The organism is Rhodococcus sp. GB-02 (assembly GCF_053470465.1).
On record NZ_JBPUKE010000003.1, the window covers coordinates 24615 to 42949 of the forward strand.

Consider the following 18335-nt stretch of genomic DNA (forward strand, 5'->3'; position numbering starts at 1 on the left):
GCGAGCGGCCTGGCAGGATCGAGTGTGTGAGTACTGCGAACCTGAATCGAAGCGAAGTCGCCGAACGATCTCGAACCATCGACGTCACCGGGTACCGGGTGGAGTTGGATCTGCGATCGGCGGCGGACTCTGCCTCGAAGACCTTTTCGACCGTCACGACAATTGATCTGACGTCGTCGGCGGAGTCCACGTGGCTCGACTTCATCGGTGCTGCAGTCGATTCCGTAGAGGTCGACGGTGCGTCGATTCCGGTGGAGTACGACGGATCCCGGATTGTGCTGCGCGGACTCGGCGGATCGAACGTCGTTCGGGTGGCAGCTCACGGCCACTACAGCCGTTCCGGTGAAGGGCTGCACCGATTTGTCGACGACGCTGACGATCAGACGTATCTGTACACGCAATACGAGCCCGCCGATGCCAGGCGTGTTTTCGCCTGCTTCGAGCAGCCGGACCTCAAAGCGCCCTTCACGTTCGAGGTGACAGCGCCAGACGGCTGGGAAGTCCTGTCGAATCAGCCCGCGGCCCAGACCCTCTCCGCGGACGGTGCACAACGCGTAACTTTCGCGCCGACGCTGCCGATCTCGACCTACATCACCGCGATCGCAGCCGGGCCGTATCACCGCGTGGCCTCGTCGTGGAGTCGTGGCGAACTCACTGTCGAGTTGGGCGCTTTGTGCCGGGCGTCTTTGGCTCCTCATCTCGATGCGGACAATGTTTTCGACATCACCCGTCAGGGGTTGGACTTCTACGCCGAGCACTTCGACTATCCGTATCCGTTCGGCAAGTACGACCAGATCTTTGTCCCCGAGTACAACCTCGGCGCCATGGAGAACCCGGGACTGGTGACCTTCACCGAGGCGTATGTGTTCCGCGGCACCGCAACCGACGAGCAGCATCAGCGTCGCGCCAACACGATCCTGCACGAAATGGCGCACATGTGGTTCGGCGATCTCGTGACCATGGTCTGGTGGGATGACTTGTGGCTCAAGGAATCCTTCGCCGACTTCATGGGATCGCTGGTCAGCGCCGAAGCCACTCGCTTCACCGATGCCTGGGTAGCATTTGCCATCAAGCGAAAGGCGTGGGCGTACCTCCAAGATCAGCTGCCGACCACGCATCCCATCGTCGCCGACATCGTCGATCTCGAAGCTGCAAAGCTGAACTTCGACGGAATCACCTACGCCAAGGGCGCCAGTGTCCTCAAGCAACTCGTGGCTTTCGTCGGCCGTGACGCGTTCTTCGAAGCGGCACGACGGTACTTCAAGGCCCACGCCTTCGGGAACACCACGCTGGTTGATCTGCTCGACGTGCTCGCGGAGACTTCCGGACGTGATGTGCGCGAATGGGCCCGAATCTGGTTGCAGACCACCGGAGTGTCCACGCTGTCGCTCGACGGAACAGACCTGGTCCAGACGGACCCGAGGCCGCACCGGCTCGCAGTCGGAATCTACGACTACAACGAGTCCGGAGATCTTGTTCGCACCGAACGCGTCGAACTCGACATCACCGAATCCCGCACGCCGGTCGACCTTCCGCCCGGAGCGCTCACACTGCTCAACGACGAAGACCTCACCTACGCGAAGGTGCGACTGGACGCGGAATCTCTGTCCACGGTCGAGGCATCCCTGGACCGCGTGAGCGATCCGCTTGCGCGCGGTGTGATCTGGTCGTCGCTGTGGAACTCGGTGCGCGATGCGCAGCTCTCGGTGTTCCGATACCTCGACATGGTGGAACGATTCGCTCCCGCAGAGACAGATCTTTCGATTCTCAGCGCGATCCTGACCGATGCCCAATACGCGGTTCTTCACTACGTTCCGAAAAGCTTGCGGCCCAATGTCAGTGCGGGCTGGTTGGAAACGACCTGGAAGGCGTTGTTCGAAGCCGAGCCGGAGTCCGGAAGACAGCTGGCATGGGCACGGGCTCTGTCGGCCGCCGCAGCGGTCAACGATGCTCGCGCCGGCGAGTTGCGGTCGATACTCGACGGCACGTGCCCGGGACCGGTCGGACTGGCTCTCGATCCTGATCTGCGGTGGGCATTGTGGATCGCCCTGTCCGCGACCGGGCATGCGAGTGTGAGCGACTTCGACGGTGAGCTGAGCAAGGACAGCACGTCAGCCGGTCGAACGGCGTGCGTCCGCGCCGCGGCGTCGATTCCCGATGCCGAGACCAAGGCGGCTGCCTGGGCGTCGGCGACCACTGACGGCTCACTCTCGAACGACCGCCTGGATGCGACGATCGCCGGATTCCGTTCGGGCACAGACCCGTCGTTGATCGAGGGATATGCGGTCGAGTACTTCTCGTCCCTGGGGAAGTGGTGGTCCGAACGCAGCATCGAGATCGCGCGACGATTGGTGAACGGGCTCTTCCCGGCAGCTGAAGACACCTCTGCTGTCGATTCCTGGATCCAGGCCAATGCGGAGGCGCCCGCGTCGCTGCGGAGGCTTGTTCTCGAGCGTCGGGATCACCTGGCCCGAGACCTACGTGCCCAGGCGTCGAACGCAGTGATCTGACGCCATCAGCTCCGAAATGTCCTGTTCTTGGATATTGTCTAAACAGGGCTGCGACGGGAGACGACGTGCACACGATCACGGATCTGTCGCTGGTCACGGGCCCGGTTCCGCCCGTGGTGACGGTGCTCGGAATTCTGGCACTTCTGTGGCTGATCTTCTCGAGATCGAGGCGTCACGTGCTGATCTCGATTCCGGTCTGCATCGTCGCGGCAATTGCGATCACTCTCGTGCTGTACTGGCTGATCGAGAAGGTGTGGCACCCGTTCCCCGATCCGATTGCCCGTCCGGTCTACGTGTGGATCGGTTTGGGCATTCTCGGCGTGCTGCTGGGTGTTTCGCGGGTATTTGCGGCGACGCGGATCGACGGCCGCGTGCTCACCGTCGTCTCCGTGCTCCTGGTGGTCGTGTCGAGCGCGGCTCACGTGAATCTGCAGTTCCAGTCGTATCCGACGTTGGGAACAGCGCTGGGACTCTCGGACGCGGAGAAGGTTTCACTCGCCGACCTGGACGACGGCAAGGACGGGGCGGTACCGGTTTCGCAATGGAAGGCTCCAGCGGACATGCCGTCGGCCGGCAAGGTCAGCACGGTCACGATTGCGGGGACGGTCTCCGGATTCAGCGCCCGCGACGCCGAGATCTACCTACCGCCCGCGTATTTCACCAACCCACGACCGGAGTTGCCGGTGTTGGTACTGCTTGCCGGCCAACCAGGCGCGCCCGAGGACTGGCTACAGGGCGGACGTCTCGTCCAGACCATGGACGCCTACGCCGCTGCGCATTCGGGCTTGGCTCCCGTTGTCGTCGTTGCTGACGGGACCGGGTCGGAACTGGCGAATCCGCTCTGCGTCGATTCCCAACTCGGGAACGTCGCAACGTACCTTTCGCGCGATGTTCCCGACTGGGTGCGCGGGAACCTCCAGGTGGATCCCGACCCGAGGAAGTGGGCGATCGGGGGACTTTCCTACGGCGGTACCTGCGCGTTCCAGATGGCAACGAACTTCCCCGCGGTGTATCCGACGTTCCTGGATCTGTCCGGTCAGATCGAACCCACCCTCGGTGATCGGAAGCAGACGGTCGATGCAGCGTTCGGCGGTAATGACGCCGCGTTCGTGGCAGTGAATCCGCAGGATCTGCTCCGGGAGAAGAAGTTCCCCGACAGCGCCGGGGTGTTCGTGGTCGGCAAACAGGACAACGACTACCGCCCAGGTCTTCAAACGCTCTACGAAGCCGCAAAGGCCGCAGGGATGGACGTCCAGTACGCCGAGGTCGACGGTGGACACAGCTTCCAGGTGTGGTCGGCTGGATTGGCGAGTCAATTAGGTTGGCTGGGAACGCGACTCGGTCTGCCCGGATGAACGATCGTCTGGAAGTTCCGAAGACCCGATGATCAGCGGGTGAATTCTTCCGGTCGCCCCGGCTTCGGAGCCCAATCCCTGCGGATCTGCCACACTCGCGAGCCGAAGGTCGAGTGCGCCGGTCCATTCTCGGGTCAATTGCGCATCGAGTGCGTCGACGCGCTCGAGTAGCGGAGGGTGCTGGTCCGGCGGGCAGGCTTCGAGCAAGGTCGCGAATACCGCGCGTAGACGGCGCTGGACCTGCGCGGAATTGGTACTGAAGTGCCGGATCTCGTCGGTGGCGACAGAGACGTAGTCGGTCCAGGTGCGTTGCCGGCCCCGGATCAGCGTGAGATCCGAGGTTGACGTGTCGAAGCGGACTCTCGGGGCTAGCAGGACCAGAAGATCCTCGATGTGATCGAGAGCCTGGACTGCTCGACCCGGGTCGTTGATGGCAGGTGAGAGCGCCTTGAGCGCGATGTCCACGATCGACTGCAGCGCCGCACCGGGGCTGACGACAGGACTGTGCGTGTCACCGAAGATCAAGCACGACATCAATGTGTCCGGACGTACCTTCAGTGATGGCCCGCGTACCTCGAAGAGGGGCGCGTTCTGGGCGACGAACTCGCCGATGCTGGGGACAACCTCGACCGAGACGTCCCAGCGGCCGGCCAACCGCTGCAGTCGGGCGAGATCGATCGCCAGCAGAATCCGGCCGTCGGGTGAAAGGTGGCGCAGGCGAATCACCAGTGCGTCGGCGCTCTCGGAGGTTTGGGACTCGCGCGGTTCGCGTAGGGGAAGCGGCTGACTGGGCTTCGGTGCGCCCGAGGGTAAGTCCTCGTACAGCGGATAGGCACGAATCGTCGCGCTTCGGCCCTGGGCCGCTATCCAACGCAACAACCGACTGGAATTGAGAATCGACCCGACCTTCGCCACCAATGCGATGAACAGGATCGCACTGGCCAATGCCAGAAGCAGTGCGATCGCCGTGGAGATGGACGGAGAGGAATTCTCAGAGTCGAGCGCCAAATCGAGCGCAATGATCAAGGAGAAGACAAACGTGGCCAGAAACATGCCGATCGACCACCGCATCACTCGCTGCTGCGCGAGCATCGGGACCACCCGCACCGAAATCTGCGAGGCGCCGAACTGCATGGCGAGGGTGATGGCGGTGAACACCAGACCGGTGAGAGTGATCATCCCGCCGGCGATGACGCTGAGCAGCGTTGCGGTGGCCCCGGCGTCCACGCCCTCGGAAATGGTACCGACGTCGCCGTCACCCACCAGGTCTCCGTCGATCCCGACGAGGATGTTCGCGGTGACGACGGACAGGACGACGAGGATCACGGGGAGGCGCCAGACCGGGACGGTTCGTAGTCGTCGGCGAGTTCGGCGCCAGCGAATTCTGTCCGAAAGCCGCCGTGATAGTCCGACTTTCGTCGTGGGGGTTGTGGTGTCGACGACCGGGAGCGGTGGTGGGGTCGGGGGAGTGGAACCGAAACTTCCCGACACCGTTTCCTGAACGTAGATCTTCGCGTGGATCATCGGCTCGCGATACCGCTGCTCACGGGCGACTGCCCGGCTCATCTTGGCGGGCTTGTCGCGGTAACGCGAACGCGCCCATGGCGCACCCGGGCGACTCAACCGAATCGCTCCGACCAACAGAAGCGGGGTGAAGAACAGCCCGATCAAGCCGGTCCAGAGTTTGCCCTTCATCAACGTGATCACGGCGAGTCCGAGTTGGATCACGATCGCGACGACAACGCCGATCAACGTCGCCAGGCTACGGTCCTGCTCATACGGGTCGAACTCTCCCGCGAACCCGATCGGGTGGACTCCGAGAAGGAAAAGGAACGAGATCGCGATGGCAACGAACACCGCGTCGATGGACGAGCGACCCTCCTCGGCCCAGTAGACATCGCGTAGATGCAGCACGAGTGCGTACTCGTCGAGGACCAGCGCGCTGCCGATACCGAACACCGACGCGAGAACACAGTTGGCGATCGGGGTGTGATAGTCGGCCAGAGCGACGAAGGCAAAGCCGGACACGAGCATCATCATCAAACCGAAAACCATGTGGTGGATGTGCATTCCACCGGGCGTGACATTGCCTGGCCACCACGAGACCTCAGCTCGGATCATTCGAACGCTGAACCGAATGAACAGGAACGTCAGGACAAAGGCGAGCAGAAGGAAGAACAGAGGGAGTCTGCCGGTGTCGACAACCGTGTGCTCGAACCAGGACCGCACGGCGTCAGCTCTTGCTGGTGGCGAGCTTGATCAGCTGAGGAGCCGTCGCGTCCGGAAGGTAAGCACGCGTCAGCGCGATTCCGATTCGAGGCAGGTCGGCCTCGTCGCGGAAACACAGGAAAACGGGCTCGTATCTCGGCTTGAACTTCTTCTTGAACGCGTGAAGAGACCGGAAGCCGTAGAGCGGTTCCATCGCGGCTCCGAGCATGTCGAGCAGGCGGTCCATCGATGCGGCGTCGGCGCCGTCGTCGCTGCGGGCCAGTGGCGCGCCGGACAGTGAGACGAATTGGGCACCTTGTTCTTTGAATTCGAGGGCCGACGATGCGATGAGGAACTCGACCACCGGCCGGAAGCCGTCGGGGCGTCGACGCATGACGTCGAGCGTCCAACCCTGGACCACTCCGCCTTCGCCGTACACCGGCAACCACGAGGTGACGCCGTGAATGCTTCCGGTCGGGTCGACGGCCAAACCGACCCGGACGTCGCGGTCGAGCGCCTCCTCGACGCTGCCGAGGGTGAACCCCATCTCGGGTAGTCCCTTGTCACCCACCCATTCCTCGGAAATGGCGCGCACCTGAGCCAGCACGGAGAACGGCTCGTCGGCCAGAGTTGTCATCCGAAAGGTGATGTCGTCCTTCTTGGCCTTGTTGAGCGCCGAGCGGATGTCCTGCCAAGACTTGCCGGTGAACTGCAATTCCGGCAGGTCGACGATCGTGTCTTCGGCGACCTGAACGGTGCGCCAGCCGCGCCGGGCGGCGGCATCGGCTGTCTCCTTCCCCACGGAGAACAGGCAAGGAGTGAGGCCGTTGGATTCGGACATCGTCGTGAATTCGTCTACCGCTGCGGCAAGTCGGTCGGGGCTCGCGATCGGATCAGCGAGGACTACGACGACGCCGACGTGCCGTTGGAATGCAACGACGCTGTCACCCGACTCGCCGAAGTAGTAATTGTTGCCGTCCCACGTCGTCATCCACGACATGGTTCCGCCGCCATGCTGTTTGAGCAGTTCCCGAGCGGTGGCGCGCGGATCGTTCCCGGACAACGGCCCACCTCGAATCTTGCGCCGCATCGGTACGTGAAAAGCGTGACGGCCCTTGATCAACAAGATGAGTTCGAGAAGCCAGAGCAGCGCGGTTCCGACCGTGACGGCGCCGGCGCTTTCGTAGTCGAAGAAGATGACCGAAACGAGGACGAGGGTGGTGGCCAAAACCGTCAGTGAACCGAACACGACGGCAACCCACCAGGCCCAGCGGCGTCCTCGTCGCAACTGATCCGCGATCAGTGCAACGATGACCACGTCGATCAATGCGGTCCAGCCCGAACCGGTTTCGGCTTCCGTCGGCCCGAACGGTCCGCTTCCGGGGAACAGCCACACGGCGATCTCGACCACTCCGATCAGGAGCAGGCCGATGAATCCGAGCAGGCGGATCTCGCGTCGGGTTCGGGGGATGAACCCGCGCTCTCCGTCGCCGAAGAACTTTTCGCCCACCGGCAGGAATATCGCGACCGCGATGAGGTGCTGCACGTCGGCGAGGCGGCCTTCGAAGAGGAACGCGATCGCAATGTACGCACACAGAATGGCGCGGACTCGCATTCGCCAGGGCGAGCGCAGAGTTGCCGTGGTCGCGGCGAGAGCGGCAATGATTGCGGTGGTCACACCGACGTCGCGGTGGGTGGCGAGGTTGCGAGCCCAATCCCAGTCGGTATGGCTGCCCGCCCAGAGGAGCAGCGATGCACCGAGTTCGCCCGCCAACTGCCCGCTGATCGTGACGATGGCCGCGTTCTTGGTTCCCAGGCGCCATTCGCACCAGCCGACCGCGAAGGCAAAAACGACGATGATCGAAACATACTGACCCGGCGTCAATCCGAAGAACCACCCCGTGACGAGAGTCCACCACTTGCCTTCCTGCAAGGCAGGAACTCCGTAGGCGATGTCGTTGAACCACGAGTAGGTACGGACGTGATTCCACAAGGCGCCGGTCGCGATCCCGACGACGGTGATGGTGAGCACGACGCTCGCGGTGAACGGCACACGCCGCAGGACACTCAGGGTGTCGGAGGCAAAGCGGGAGGCCCGATTCGACCCGCCCGGCGCGCTCTGGTCGGTCTGCGGGGTGGGGGTCTGGGACTGCTCAGCCATCGAGGTTCTCTTCTCGCCATGCCGCACGGTGGATTCTGCCTGTTCAGCATGACAGGAATACAGACCGATAATCAGGCGAAGCGGTCAAAATGGACCAGACTGGCTGGGGGTCTCAGTCTCGTGGCGCTACTGTCGAGCCATGGTGAACGGAGATTTACTGAATCGGGACCACGTGGTCGCCTCACTTGCCGCTTTCGAACCTCGGTCGGTCGAATTGGACGGAAGGCGCTCGGCGTCGGTGGTCATCGTCGTCATGCGGACCGCGGACGGGGCACCGGTGTTTCCGGTAACCAAGCGGCCCAGCAAGATGCGAGCTCACCCCGGTCAGTTCGCCTTGCCAGGCGGAAGCGTCGATCCGGGTGAGACGTCCGAACAAGCAGCGGTTCGGGAATTGTCCGAGGAGCTGGGCGTCGAGGTCTCTGAGTCGGACATCATCGGCCGACTCGACGATTACGTCACCCGTTCGGGGTTCGTGATCCGTCCGTTTGTCGTCTGGTCCGGCGAGGACATCGCGGGTCTGGTACCCAATCCGGACGAGGTGGCCCAGGTGTACGCCGTGACCTCGGAGGAGCTCGACGTGGACTCGCGATTCGTCACCATCGAGGAATCACCGAACCCGGTGATCCAGTGGCCGTTCCGAACGAGCTTGATCCATGCGCCGACCGGAGCTGTCATCTATCAGTTCCGCGAGGTGTTGAACGGCCGGCACACCCGCATCGACAACCTCGAACAGCCGGTGTTCGCCTGGCGATGAGAGCAGCTCGACACGCTCGGGGTCGTTCGGGCTTCGGCGCCTCGGCGAATAGTGCGCCCCGCTGTGGAAAGCTGACCGCACAGCAATCGAACGACGCGAGGTGTGTGCAGTGAACTCTGGCGAACAAGAACCGATCCCGACGGATCGGATTCTCACTGTTCCCAACGTGCTCAGTATCGTGCGTCTACTCGCCCTTCCGCTGTTCGCCTACCTGCTGCTCGTCACACACTCGGACGGCTGGGCATTGGCGCTGCTGATGCTCAGCGGGTTCACCGACTGGCTCGACGGCAAGTTGGCCAGAGTGCTCGGACAAACCTCGCGCCTGGGAGCGCTTCTCGACCCGCTGGTCGACCGTCTCTACGTCGTCACGACACTCGTCACCTTCGTCGCCCGCGATTTCATTCCCTGGTGGGTCGCGGCGATATTGATCGGCCGTGATCTTCTACTCGCGTTGACGTTGCCGATCTACCGCCGGCGTGGACTGCCGCCGCCCGAGGTCGTCTATCTCGGCAAGGCCGCGACCTTCCTGCTGATGTTCGCTCTGCCGTTGATACTTGCCGGACACGGGGACTGGGCCATCGGACCGTTCACCCATGCCTTCGGTTTCGCTTTCCTGATCTGGGGAACCGTCCTGTACGTGTGGACTGCCGCGATCTACGTGCTCAAAGCCGTTGACGTGGCGCGAACGCACGAGGTCGAGCCCCGATGAAGTCGACCGGGGAGGACGTCCGTCGTAACCCGGTACCGTCGCTGCTTCGGTCGCTCATGACCGAACATCTCGACCCGGGCTACGAAGCAACGGCATTCGAACGCCAACACGAGCACACCAAGAACAGATCCTCGAAAACCGGGCCTTGGCTGGCTCTCGGCGCACTGTTGATCGGGTTCATCGTCACGGTGTCCGCAGTGCAGGCCACCAAACAGGTGACCGGTACCGAGGAGGTTCGAAGCGAGTTGGTGGCCAAGGTCCGTGACGCCGAGGATCGTATCGATTCGCTGGCCGCGTCCCGCGATTCACTCGGCGGTGACGTGGACGCCGCGCGCGGCGTGGCGCTTGAAGGCGATGCACGCGGCAGCGCGGTCCTCGATCAACTGCGAGCGGTCGAATCCGGTGCAGGAGCCGAAGCTGTTCACGGAGAAGGTCTGGTCGTGACGCTGACGGACCCGGCCGGACGCCCGAACCTTACGGACGCGTCGCAGCGGAGCGTCGGCGGTAAGACCGTCGTCCTCGATCGAGATCTGCAAACCGTCGTCAACGCGCTGTGGGCGGGCGGCGCGGAGGCAATCGCCGTCGGCGGCGTGCGAATCGGGCCGACGGTGACCATCCGCCAGGCCGGCGGCGCGATGCTCGTCGACAACCAACCTGTCTTCTCGCCGTACCGCGTCGAGGCGATCGGCGACACGCGCGCACTGCAGCGAGAGTTCGTCGTCAGCGACGCCTACGTGAGAATGTCTAGCGTCTCGCAACTGTACGGAGTCGGTTTCGCGGTGGCCGAAGACGATTCGTTGACATTGCCGCCCGCGACGCCTCGCGCCGTCCGGGTGGCAACAGAACCCACAGAACCCAAGTGACAGAAGGAGTTCGATGAAGGCCGGTTCCGCCCTGTACGGACTCGCAGCACTGGTCGTCGGCATCGTCTTGGGCGTCGTTTTCAGCCCGCAGGTGCCCGACGTCATCCAGCCGTATCTTCCGATCGCGGTCGTTGCGGCACTCGACGCCGTCTTCGGCGGACTACGCGCGTATCTCGACGAGATCTTCGACGCGAAGGTGTTTGTGGTCTCCTTCGTCTTCAACGTGCTCGTTGCGTCGTTGATCGTCTGGCTCGGTGATCAGTTGGGTGTGGGTACTCAACTCTCGACGGCAATCGTCGTCGTGTTGGGTATCCGGATCTTCGGCAACGCAGCGGCATTGCGACGCCGACTGTTCGGAGCGTGAGTCATGGCGGATCACTCCACGACCGAGCCCGAAGAACCACCTGTCACCACTGCGGGTGAAGGTCGTCACGAGCTGCGTTCACCGTCGAAGCACCGCACCAACGTCGTCTTCGCCATCCTCGCGGCCGTGCTCCTGGGTGTGCTCGGTGTCGCGATTGCCACACAGGTACGCAGCACCGTGGCCGGAGATTCACTCGACGCCGCGCGCCCTGCCGACCTCCTGGTCGTTCTCGACAACTTGAATCGGCGCGAAGCCGCGCTGAGGCAGGAAGTTGCCAATCTTCAGGAATCGCTTGCCACTTTGGAAGCCGGCGGCAACACCGGAGCAGCGTTGGACGAGGCGCGGGCGCGGCTGACCTCGCTCTCCATTCAAGTGGGGACTGCTCCTGCTACCGGACCGGGTGTGACGATGACCCTGACAGATCCGGCGGGTGGTGTCGGCTCCGAAGTCATTCTCGATCTCATCCAGGAATTGCGTGCTGCCGGTGCCGAAGCCATCTCGATCGCAGGTGCGAACGGCGAACCCATTCGTATCGGCGTGAACTCGTGGGTGAGTGGGCGCGGCGGTGAAATCGAATTGGACGGAACCCGGATCGAGCAGCCGTACACTGTGACCGCGATCGGGGATCCGCCGACGTTGGCAGCAGCGTTGAACATTCCCGGAGGCGTCTTCGACAACGTCGCACGCAACGGCGGAACTTCCTCGGTCGAGCAATCGCAGCAGGTCACGATCTCCGTCTTGCGACAATTGAATCCGCGCCAATACGCTCAACCTGGAAATTGATCTTTTTGCGTCCGACTTTCGGACGGCCTGTGAAAGGAAGCCACTGTGAGTGAGCTCGATACACCTACCGATCTGCGCTACACCGCGGAGCACGAGTGGGTGAAGCGGACCGGCCCGACCACAGTTCGAGTCGGTATCACCGACTTTGCTCAGTCGCAGCTCGGTGACGTCGTGTTCGTCCAGCTTCCCGCTGTCGACGAAGATGTGACCGCCGGTGAATCGCTCGGCGAGGTCGAGTCGACCAAGAGCGTCTCCGACATCTTTGCTCCGTTCACTGCGAAAGTTCTTGCAGCCAACGGAGAATTGGACGGACAGCCTGACCTCGTCAACACCGATCCGTACGACAAGGGTTGGTTGGTCGAGCTCGAGGTTGCCGACGAAGCCACACTCGATGCCGCGCTCGCGGCAACTCTGGACGCGGAGGCGTACAACGGACTGACGTCCGAGTAGAAAACCTACGCGTGGACCGGTCAACTCGCGTTGTGTCGCGGCCTGTCTCGCTGCACACGGCGGTCTGCGCAGGGTACGGTCGTTAGGTACGCATGTGCCGAGTCGGGGCGCAGGGCCGTATCGAACGTGACTGTGAAAGATGCTCGTGAAGAAAGTGCACTGCGTAGTCCAGTGATTCATGATCTGGATGATTGACCCAGGAGGAGAAACAGTGAGCGAGAACGGTAACGACGCGGGCTATGGGGAGTCGCCGGCGGAGACCACTTCGGTTTTCCGTGCGGACTTCCTCAATGAGCTCGACAACACCTCCTCTGCAGCACCGGCCGCCGAGCAGCCGGTTTCGGGCGTGGAAGGCCTTCCCACCGGAGCCGCACTTCTGGTGGTCAAGCGGGGACCGAATGCAGGATCGCGCTTCTTGCTCGATCAGCCGACGACGTCGGCAGGTCGGCACCCGGACAGCGACATCTTCCTCGACGACGTGACCGTCAGCCGTCGTCACGCCGAGTTCCGTCAGGAAGATGCAGATTTCCACGTCGTCGACGTCGGAAGCCTCAACGGCACCTACGTCAACCGTGAGCCTGTCGATTCGGCAGTTCTCGCGAACGGTGACGAGGTTCAGATCGGCAAGTTCCGTCTGGTGTTCCTCACCGGCCCTCGTGCCGGCGGTTCGCAGGTCGGCGAGTCGTCAGCAGGTGCGGGTAGCTAATGACGGCAGTGCGGCAGCAGAGCCAGCCCGGAATGTCGATTGGTTCCGTGCTGGATCGGTTGCGTCCAGATTTTCCCGACGTGACGATTTCGAAGATCCGTTTCCTCGAGTCCGAGGGATTGATCAGCCCACAACGGACACCGTCGGGATACCGCAGATTCTCCGTAGAGGACTGCGAGCGTCTTCGCTTCGTGCTGACCGCGCAACGCGATCAGTACCTGCCGCTCAAAGTGATCAAAGAACAGCTCGAAGCCATCGACAGCGGCGCGGCGACGGTGAGTGCGGAAGTTCCTCCGCCTCGTCGGGCCCGCGTCCTGTCGATCGCTTCGGGCGATGTCTCGCCCGAAGCTTTCCGTGTCGACCGCGAAGTTCGAGTCGGTCGTCAGGACCTTCTGGCGCGCGCCGACATCGACGATCGGTTTCTGACCGATCTGATCCGCACCGGTTTGGTGGTTCCCGGCGCGGCGGGCTTCTTCGACGAGGACGCCGTGACATTGGCGCGCACCGCGAAAGCGATGTCCGAGTACGGCTTGGAGGTCCGCCATCTGCGGGCGTTCAAGTTGGCTGCCGATCGCGAAGCGGGACTGGTGACTCAAATCGCCGGACCGGTTGCCAAGGGTCGTGACGCCGGAGCGCGCGATCGCGCCGAGGAAATGGTCCGGGAACTCGCTGCCCTGTCACTGACTTTGCACACGTGTCTGGTCAAATCGGCGGTTCGGGGAAGTCTCGATCGCTGAGTTCCTCGATCAGCGGGGCTCACTCGAATAGAATTTCAGTACGACCGCATCGGAGTCGGTCTACTGGATCACGTCAGGTTGGAGGCAAGCTCGATGGGCGAAATGCGTGTGATCGGAGTTCGTGTCGAGCAGCCTCAGAATCAGCCGGTCCTGTTGCTGCGGGAGTCCGACGGCGATCGGTACCTGCCGATCTGGATCGGGCAAACCGAAGCTACCGCGATTGTTCTCGAACAACAGGGAGTTGAGCCGGCGCGTCCACTGACTCACGACCTGATCAAGATTCTGATCGAATCGTTCGGTCGGAGTCTCAAGGAAGTGCGGATCGTGGACCTGCAAGAGGGCACGTTCTACGCGGATCTGGTCTTCGACGAGCAGACCACCGTGTCGGCACGTCCGTCGGATTCGATTGCATTGGCCTTGCGCATCGGCGTTCCGATCTTCGCGTCGGAAGCCGTTCTCGCCGAAGCCGGCCTGGTCATTCCCGACGAACGCGAAGACGAGGTCGAGAAGTTCAAGGAATTCCTCGACACCATCTCGCCGGACGACTTCAAGGCGACTGACGGTTAGTCCTGTTTGTCCGTAATCAGGCTTTAGTCTTCAACTCTCAAGTAGAGGTTGAGTCTCGGTCGGCGTGTTGCGTTGACCGAGCATCCTCGTGGTCTTACCGTTGCGTGCGGTGGAGATCTTCTCGCCTTGTCGATCGAGGCGTACTCTGGGTAAGTCCACTCATGGAATTACCTGCCTTGGATTCACATCTGAAAGTTCGGTCGGCACGGGATTCTCGTGACTGCTGATAGCACAGGTTGGTTACATGATGGCGAAGCGAGAGGGAGACGGCAGTGGAAGAACAGTCGAATGAGCGCGGAACGGGCATAACCGGTAGTGCCGATCCGACTGCAGAAATGTCTTCCGAAGAGCTGCAGCCCGGCTTGTTCCCGGACGACTCCATTCCTGACGATCTGGTCGGATACCGAGTACCCAGCGCTTGCCAGATTGCCGGGATCACTTATCGCCAACTCGACTACTGGGCACGGACATCGTTGGTCGTGCCGTCCATCCGCGGCGCTGCCGGATCCGGTAGCCAGCGTCTGTACTCCTTCAAGGACATCCTTGTCCTGAAGATCGTGAAGCGTCTGCTCGACACCGGAATCTCACTGCAGAACATCCGCGTCGCCGTCGATCACCTGCGCAAGCGCGGCGTGCGCGATCTTGCCAACATCACTCTCTTCTCCGACGGCACCACCGTCTACGAATGCACGTCTCCCGAAGAGGTCGTCGACCTTCTTCAAGGTGGGCAGGGTGTATTCGGCATCGCGGTGAGCGGCGCCATGCGTGAACTCACCGGAACCATTGCCGACTTCCCGGCCGAGCGCGCCGACGGCGGTGAAAGTGACCCCAACCCGGAAGACGAGTTGGCCTCACGACGCAAGAATCGCGCCAGCCGCAAAACCGGATAACGTACGTCACATCTCTTTGGAGGATGCCACGGTGCAGGTAGGCGCCTCGGTCTACTAGACTGGGCCTGCGTCGCCGGCGTACGGGAGAGCCTCGGATACCGATTCACCGAACTTGTCTTTGTTTCAGTCTTTGTCTCAAAGGTCAGTCGTGAGCGGGATCAGGGCGCCGAAGGAGCAATACCTCCCCGTCAATCTCTCAGGCACCAAGGACCGTACGGGCTCCGACGCCTCTGGAAAGCGGTGGGACAACCCACCCGCCGACGGGGAAAGGCTGTGGCTTCCGTCTATCGGCGGATCACTACCGAATCTCTCAGGCGCTCGGGAATCGAGCATGCGACAGAGGGGGAGGAACGCACCGCAGTTCGGTGTGTGTCCTGATCCTCCGATCTGTCTGGGAGTTGTCGTGATCGACGCTGCAAGCCGTATATTTGCCGACCGCCATGTCGGTCCGAACGCCGCGGAACTCGCGCGCATCCTCGAACTCGTCGGTGTCGATTCACTCGACGAACTGGCAACCAAGGCCGTTCCCTCCGTCATCCTCGACGCTGCCCCGAACGGCATCGCGGCCGGACTCGACGCTCTGCCGCTTCCGGTCGGAGAGCACGAGGCACTTGCCGAACTGACCGCTCTCGCAGCCCAGAACACTGTCGCGACGTCGATGATCGGCCTCGGCTACTTCGACACGTTGACGCCGCCGGTGTTGTTGCGCAACATCATCGAGAACCCGGCCTGGTACACCGCGTACACCCCGTATCAGCCGGAGATCAGCCAGGGCCGCCTCGAAGCCCTCCTCAACTTCCAGACCATGGTCGCCGATCTCTCCGGCATGGAACTGGCCAACTCGTCGATGCTCGACGAGGCCACCGCCGCTGCCGAAGCCATGACGCTCCTGCGCCGCGCGAACCGCAGCAAGTCCCCACGCTTTGTCGTCGACGCGGACCTGTACCCGCAGACCCTCGCCGTCATCGAGACACGCGCCGAGCCGCTCGGCATCGAGATCGTCTCCGCAGATCTCACTGCCGGACTGCCCGAGGGTGATTTCTTCGGTGTCATCGCACAGATCCCGGGCGCTTCGGGACGCGTCGTGGACTACACCGCGATCATCGCGCAGGCTCACGAGCGCGGCGCACTGGTTGCCGTCGGCGCCGACCTTCTTGCGATGACGCTCATCACCTCGCCGGGCGAACTCGGTGCGGATGCGTGCTTCGGCACCACCCAGCGTTTCGGTGTTCCCATGGGGTACGGCGGACCGCACGCCGGTTACCTGGCTGTGCACTCCAAGCATGCGCGTCAGCTGCCCGGGCGCTTGGTCGGTGTTTCGATCGACGCCGACGGAGACAAGGCATACCGCCTCGCGCTGCAGACTCGTGAGCAGCACATTCGCCGGGAGAAGGCAACGTCCAACATCTGTACCGCTCAGGTGCTCCTCGCCATCCTCGCTGCGATGTACGCGAGCTACCACGGCGCCGAGGGACTCAAGGCGATTGCGTTGCGCGTCGCTGCGCGGGCACACGCGTTGGCAAACGGCCTGCGCGAGGGCGGCGTGACCGTTGTCCACGATTCGTTCTTCGACACCGTGCTGGCTCAGGTTCCGGGCACGGCGGCCGACGTTGTCGCTGCGGCCAAGGAATCCGGGATCAACCTGCGTCTGGTCGACGCCGATCACGTCGGGATCTCCTGCGACGAGGCCACGACCGCCGATCACGTCCTCACGGTGCTCGACGCGTTCGGCATCGAGGATGCTGTTGTCGCCATCGAAGCCGAGGGCAACTCGGTTCCCGCTGCTCAGGAGCGCACCTCCGACTACCTGCAGCACGAAGCCTTCACCCGTTACCGTACGGAAACGGCAATGCTTCGCTACCTGCGCGCGCTGTCCGACAAGGACATCGCCCTCGATCGCAGCATGATCCCGCTGGGTTCGTGCACCATGAAGCTCAATGCGACCGCCGAGATGGAATCCATCACCTGGCCCGCGTTCAACGCGATCCATCCGTTCGCGCCGACATCGGATGCGCCCGGTCTGCTGAAGATCATCAAGGATCTCGAAGACTGGCTGGTCGCTGTCACCGGCTACGACAACGTCAGTCTCCAACCCAACGCCGGTAGCCAGGGGGAGTACGCGGGTCTGCTCGCCATCCGCAACTACCACCTCAGCCGGGGCGACGATCACCGCGACACCTGCCTGATTCCCTCGAGTGCTCACGGCACCAACGCGGCTTCGGCTGTCATGGCCGGGATGCGCGTCGAGGTTGTCGCGTGCCGTCCCAACGGTGACGTCGACGTCGACGATCTGCGTGCGAAGATCGCCGATCACGCCGAGCGTCTCGCCGCGATCATGATTACCTACCCGTCCACCCACGGTGTCTACGAGCACGAGATCTCCGACATCTGCGCAGCGGTACACGACGCCGGTGGCCAGGTGTACGTCGACGGTGCCAACCTCAATGCGCTTGTCGGCCTTGCTCGTCCGGGCCGCTTCGGCGGCGACGTCAGCCACCTGAACCTGCACAAGACCTTCTGCATCCCGCACGGCGGCGGCGGACCAGGCGTCGGCCCGATCGGTGTGCGCTCACACTTGACGCCGTTCCTGCCCGGACATCCGATGGCCCCCGAACTCGGTGGTGGAGGCACGATCTCGGCAGCGCCGTACGGCAGCGCGTCCATCCTGCCCATCACCTGGACCTACATCCGGATGATGGGAGCTGCGGGCCTGCGCCGCGCCAGCCTGACCGCCATCGCGTCGGCAAACTACATCGCGCGTCGACTCGACGAGTACTTCCCGGTTCTCTACACCGGTGAGAACGGTATGGTCGCGCACGAGTGCATCCTCGACCTCCGCGGGTTGACCAAGGACACCGGCGTCACCGTCGACGACGTCGCAAAGCGTCTGGCCGACTACGGTTTCCACGCACCGACCATGAGCTTCCCCGTGGTCGGCACACTGATGGTCGAGCCCACCGAGAGCGAGAACCTCGAAGAGATCGACGAGTTCTGCGAGGCGATGATCGCCATTCGCGGCGAAATCGATCGCGTCGGCGCCGGCGAGTGGACGGTGGAGGACAACCCGCTACGCGGTGCTCCCCACACTGCCGGAAGCATTGCATCGCAGTGGGATCACCCGTACTCGCGTGAGATCGCAGTCTTCCCGCGTGGCAAGGCTCGCCCGAAGGTGTGGCCGTCCGTACGTCGTATCGACGGTGCACATGGCGACCGCAACCTGGTCTGCTCGTGCCCGCCGATCGAAGCGTTCGCAGGCAACTAAGCCGAGTGCCCGCCGG

Annotated in this window: 15 protein-coding genes and 1 riboswitch; of the genes, 13 read left to right on the forward strand and 2 right to left on the reverse strand. The window is 62.9% G+C overall.

The window, feature by feature from the left end:
* Positions 1-26 precede the first annotated feature (26 nt).
* Together pepN and ACSW29_RS20670 are read left to right on the forward strand one after the other, a co-directional pair.
* Positions 27-2510 carry an aminopeptidase N gene (gene pepN / locus ACSW29_RS20665; protein ID WP_448278189.1) on the forward strand — a complete coding sequence of 828 codons (2484 nt, stop codon included), beginning with the start codon at positions 27-29 and terminating at the stop codon, positions 2508-2510.
* 65 nt (positions 2511-2575) lie between these two features.
* Positions 2576-3865: an alpha/beta hydrolase gene (locus ACSW29_RS20670; protein ID WP_064688170.1), complete on the forward strand. Its 1290-nt coding sequence runs from the start codon at positions 2576-2578 to the stop codon at positions 3863-3865.
* On the opposite strand, the gene ACSW29_RS20675 is transcribed toward ACSW29_RS20670, so the two are convergent.
* Positions 3827-6094, reverse strand: a complete 2268-nt coding sequence (locus tag ACSW29_RS20675; protein ID WP_317829077.1) for a DUF2254 family protein — start codon at positions 6092-6094, stop codon at positions 3827-3829. The two genes, ACSW29_RS20670 and ACSW29_RS20675, sit on opposite strands and share 39 nt — an antisense overlap.
* Positions 6095-6098: 4 nt before the next feature.
* On the reverse strand, positions 6099-8234 hold the full coding sequence (locus tag ACSW29_RS20680) for a bifunctional lysylphosphatidylglycerol flippase/synthetase MprF (RefSeq protein ID WP_448278190.1): 2136 nt from the start codon (positions 8232-8234) through the stop codon (positions 6099-6101).
* Between the two features lie 139 nt (positions 8235-8373).
* Here ACSW29_RS20680 and ACSW29_RS20685 point away from each other — a divergent pair, with 139 nt between their 5' ends.
* The 11 genes from ACSW29_RS20685 to gcvP all read left to right on the forward strand — a co-directional run bounded on the left by ACSW29_RS20685 (position 8374) and on the right by gcvP (position 18319).
* A complete protein-coding gene (locus ACSW29_RS20685) occupies positions 8374-8988 on the forward strand; it encodes an NUDIX hydrolase (protein WP_317829075.1) in 615 nt (204 codons plus the stop codon).
* A gap of 109 nt (positions 8989-9097) precedes the next feature.
* The gene (locus tag ACSW29_RS20690) at positions 9098-9697 is read left to right on the forward strand and encodes a CDP-alcohol phosphatidyltransferase family protein (RefSeq protein ID WP_317829074.1); all 600 of its coding nucleotides are present in this window, start codon (positions 9098-9100) and stop codon (positions 9695-9697) included.
* The gene (locus tag ACSW29_RS20695) at positions 9694-10560 is read left to right on the forward strand and encodes a DUF881 domain-containing protein (protein ID WP_095970050.1); all 867 of its coding nucleotides are present in this window, start codon (positions 9694-9696) and stop codon (positions 10558-10560) included. The genes ACSW29_RS20690 and ACSW29_RS20695 overlap by 4 nt, the downstream gene beginning before the upstream one ends.
* Positions 10561-10573: 13 nt before the next feature.
* Positions 10574-10924: a small basic family protein gene (locus ACSW29_RS20700; protein WP_003946178.1), complete on the forward strand. Its 351-nt coding sequence runs from the start codon at positions 10574-10576 to the stop codon at positions 10922-10924.
* Positions 10925-10927: 3 nt separating this feature from the next.
* Positions 10928-11707 carry a DUF881 domain-containing protein gene (locus ACSW29_RS20705; RefSeq protein WP_230815703.1) on the forward strand — a complete coding sequence of 260 codons (780 nt, stop codon included), beginning with the start codon at positions 10928-10930 and terminating at the stop codon, positions 11705-11707.
* A gap of 45 nt (positions 11708-11752) precedes the next feature.
* Positions 11753-12157, forward strand: a complete 405-nt coding sequence (gene gcvH, locus ACSW29_RS20710) for a glycine cleavage system protein GcvH (RefSeq protein ID WP_230815702.1) — start codon at positions 11753-11755, stop codon at positions 12155-12157.
* A gap of 211 nt (positions 12158-12368) precedes the next feature.
* Entirely contained in the window at positions 12369-12863 is a 495-nt protein-coding gene (garA, locus tag ACSW29_RS20715) for a glycogen accumulation regulator GarA (protein WP_317829073.1), read from the forward strand.
* Positions 12863-13600: a transcriptional regulator FtsR gene (gene ftsR, locus ACSW29_RS20720; RefSeq protein WP_230815701.1), complete on the forward strand. Its 738-nt coding sequence runs from the start codon at positions 12863-12865 to the stop codon at positions 13598-13600. Before garA ends, ftsR begins: the two co-directional genes overlap by 1 nt.
* A gap of 93 nt (positions 13601-13693) precedes the next feature.
* Positions 13694-14167 (forward strand): bifunctional nuclease family protein, encoded by a 474-nt coding sequence (locus tag ACSW29_RS20725; protein WP_003946194.1) that lies wholly within the window; start codon positions 13694-13696, stop codon positions 14165-14167.
* Between the two features lie 335 nt (positions 14168-14502).
* Positions 14503-15057: a MerR family transcriptional regulator gene (locus ACSW29_RS20730; protein ID WP_021344354.1), complete on the forward strand. Its 555-nt coding sequence runs from the start codon at positions 14503-14505 to the stop codon at positions 15055-15057.
* A 220-nt stretch (positions 15058-15277) separates the two neighbouring features.
* A riboswitch (glycine riboswitch) is annotated at positions 15278-15407 on the forward strand.
* Between the two features lie 53 nt (positions 15408-15460).
* Positions 15461-18319 (forward strand): aminomethyl-transferring glycine dehydrogenase, encoded by a 2859-nt coding sequence (gene gcvP, locus ACSW29_RS20735; protein ID WP_448278191.1) that lies wholly within the window; start codon positions 15461-15463, stop codon positions 18317-18319.
* Positions 18320-18335: the final 16 nt, after the last annotated feature.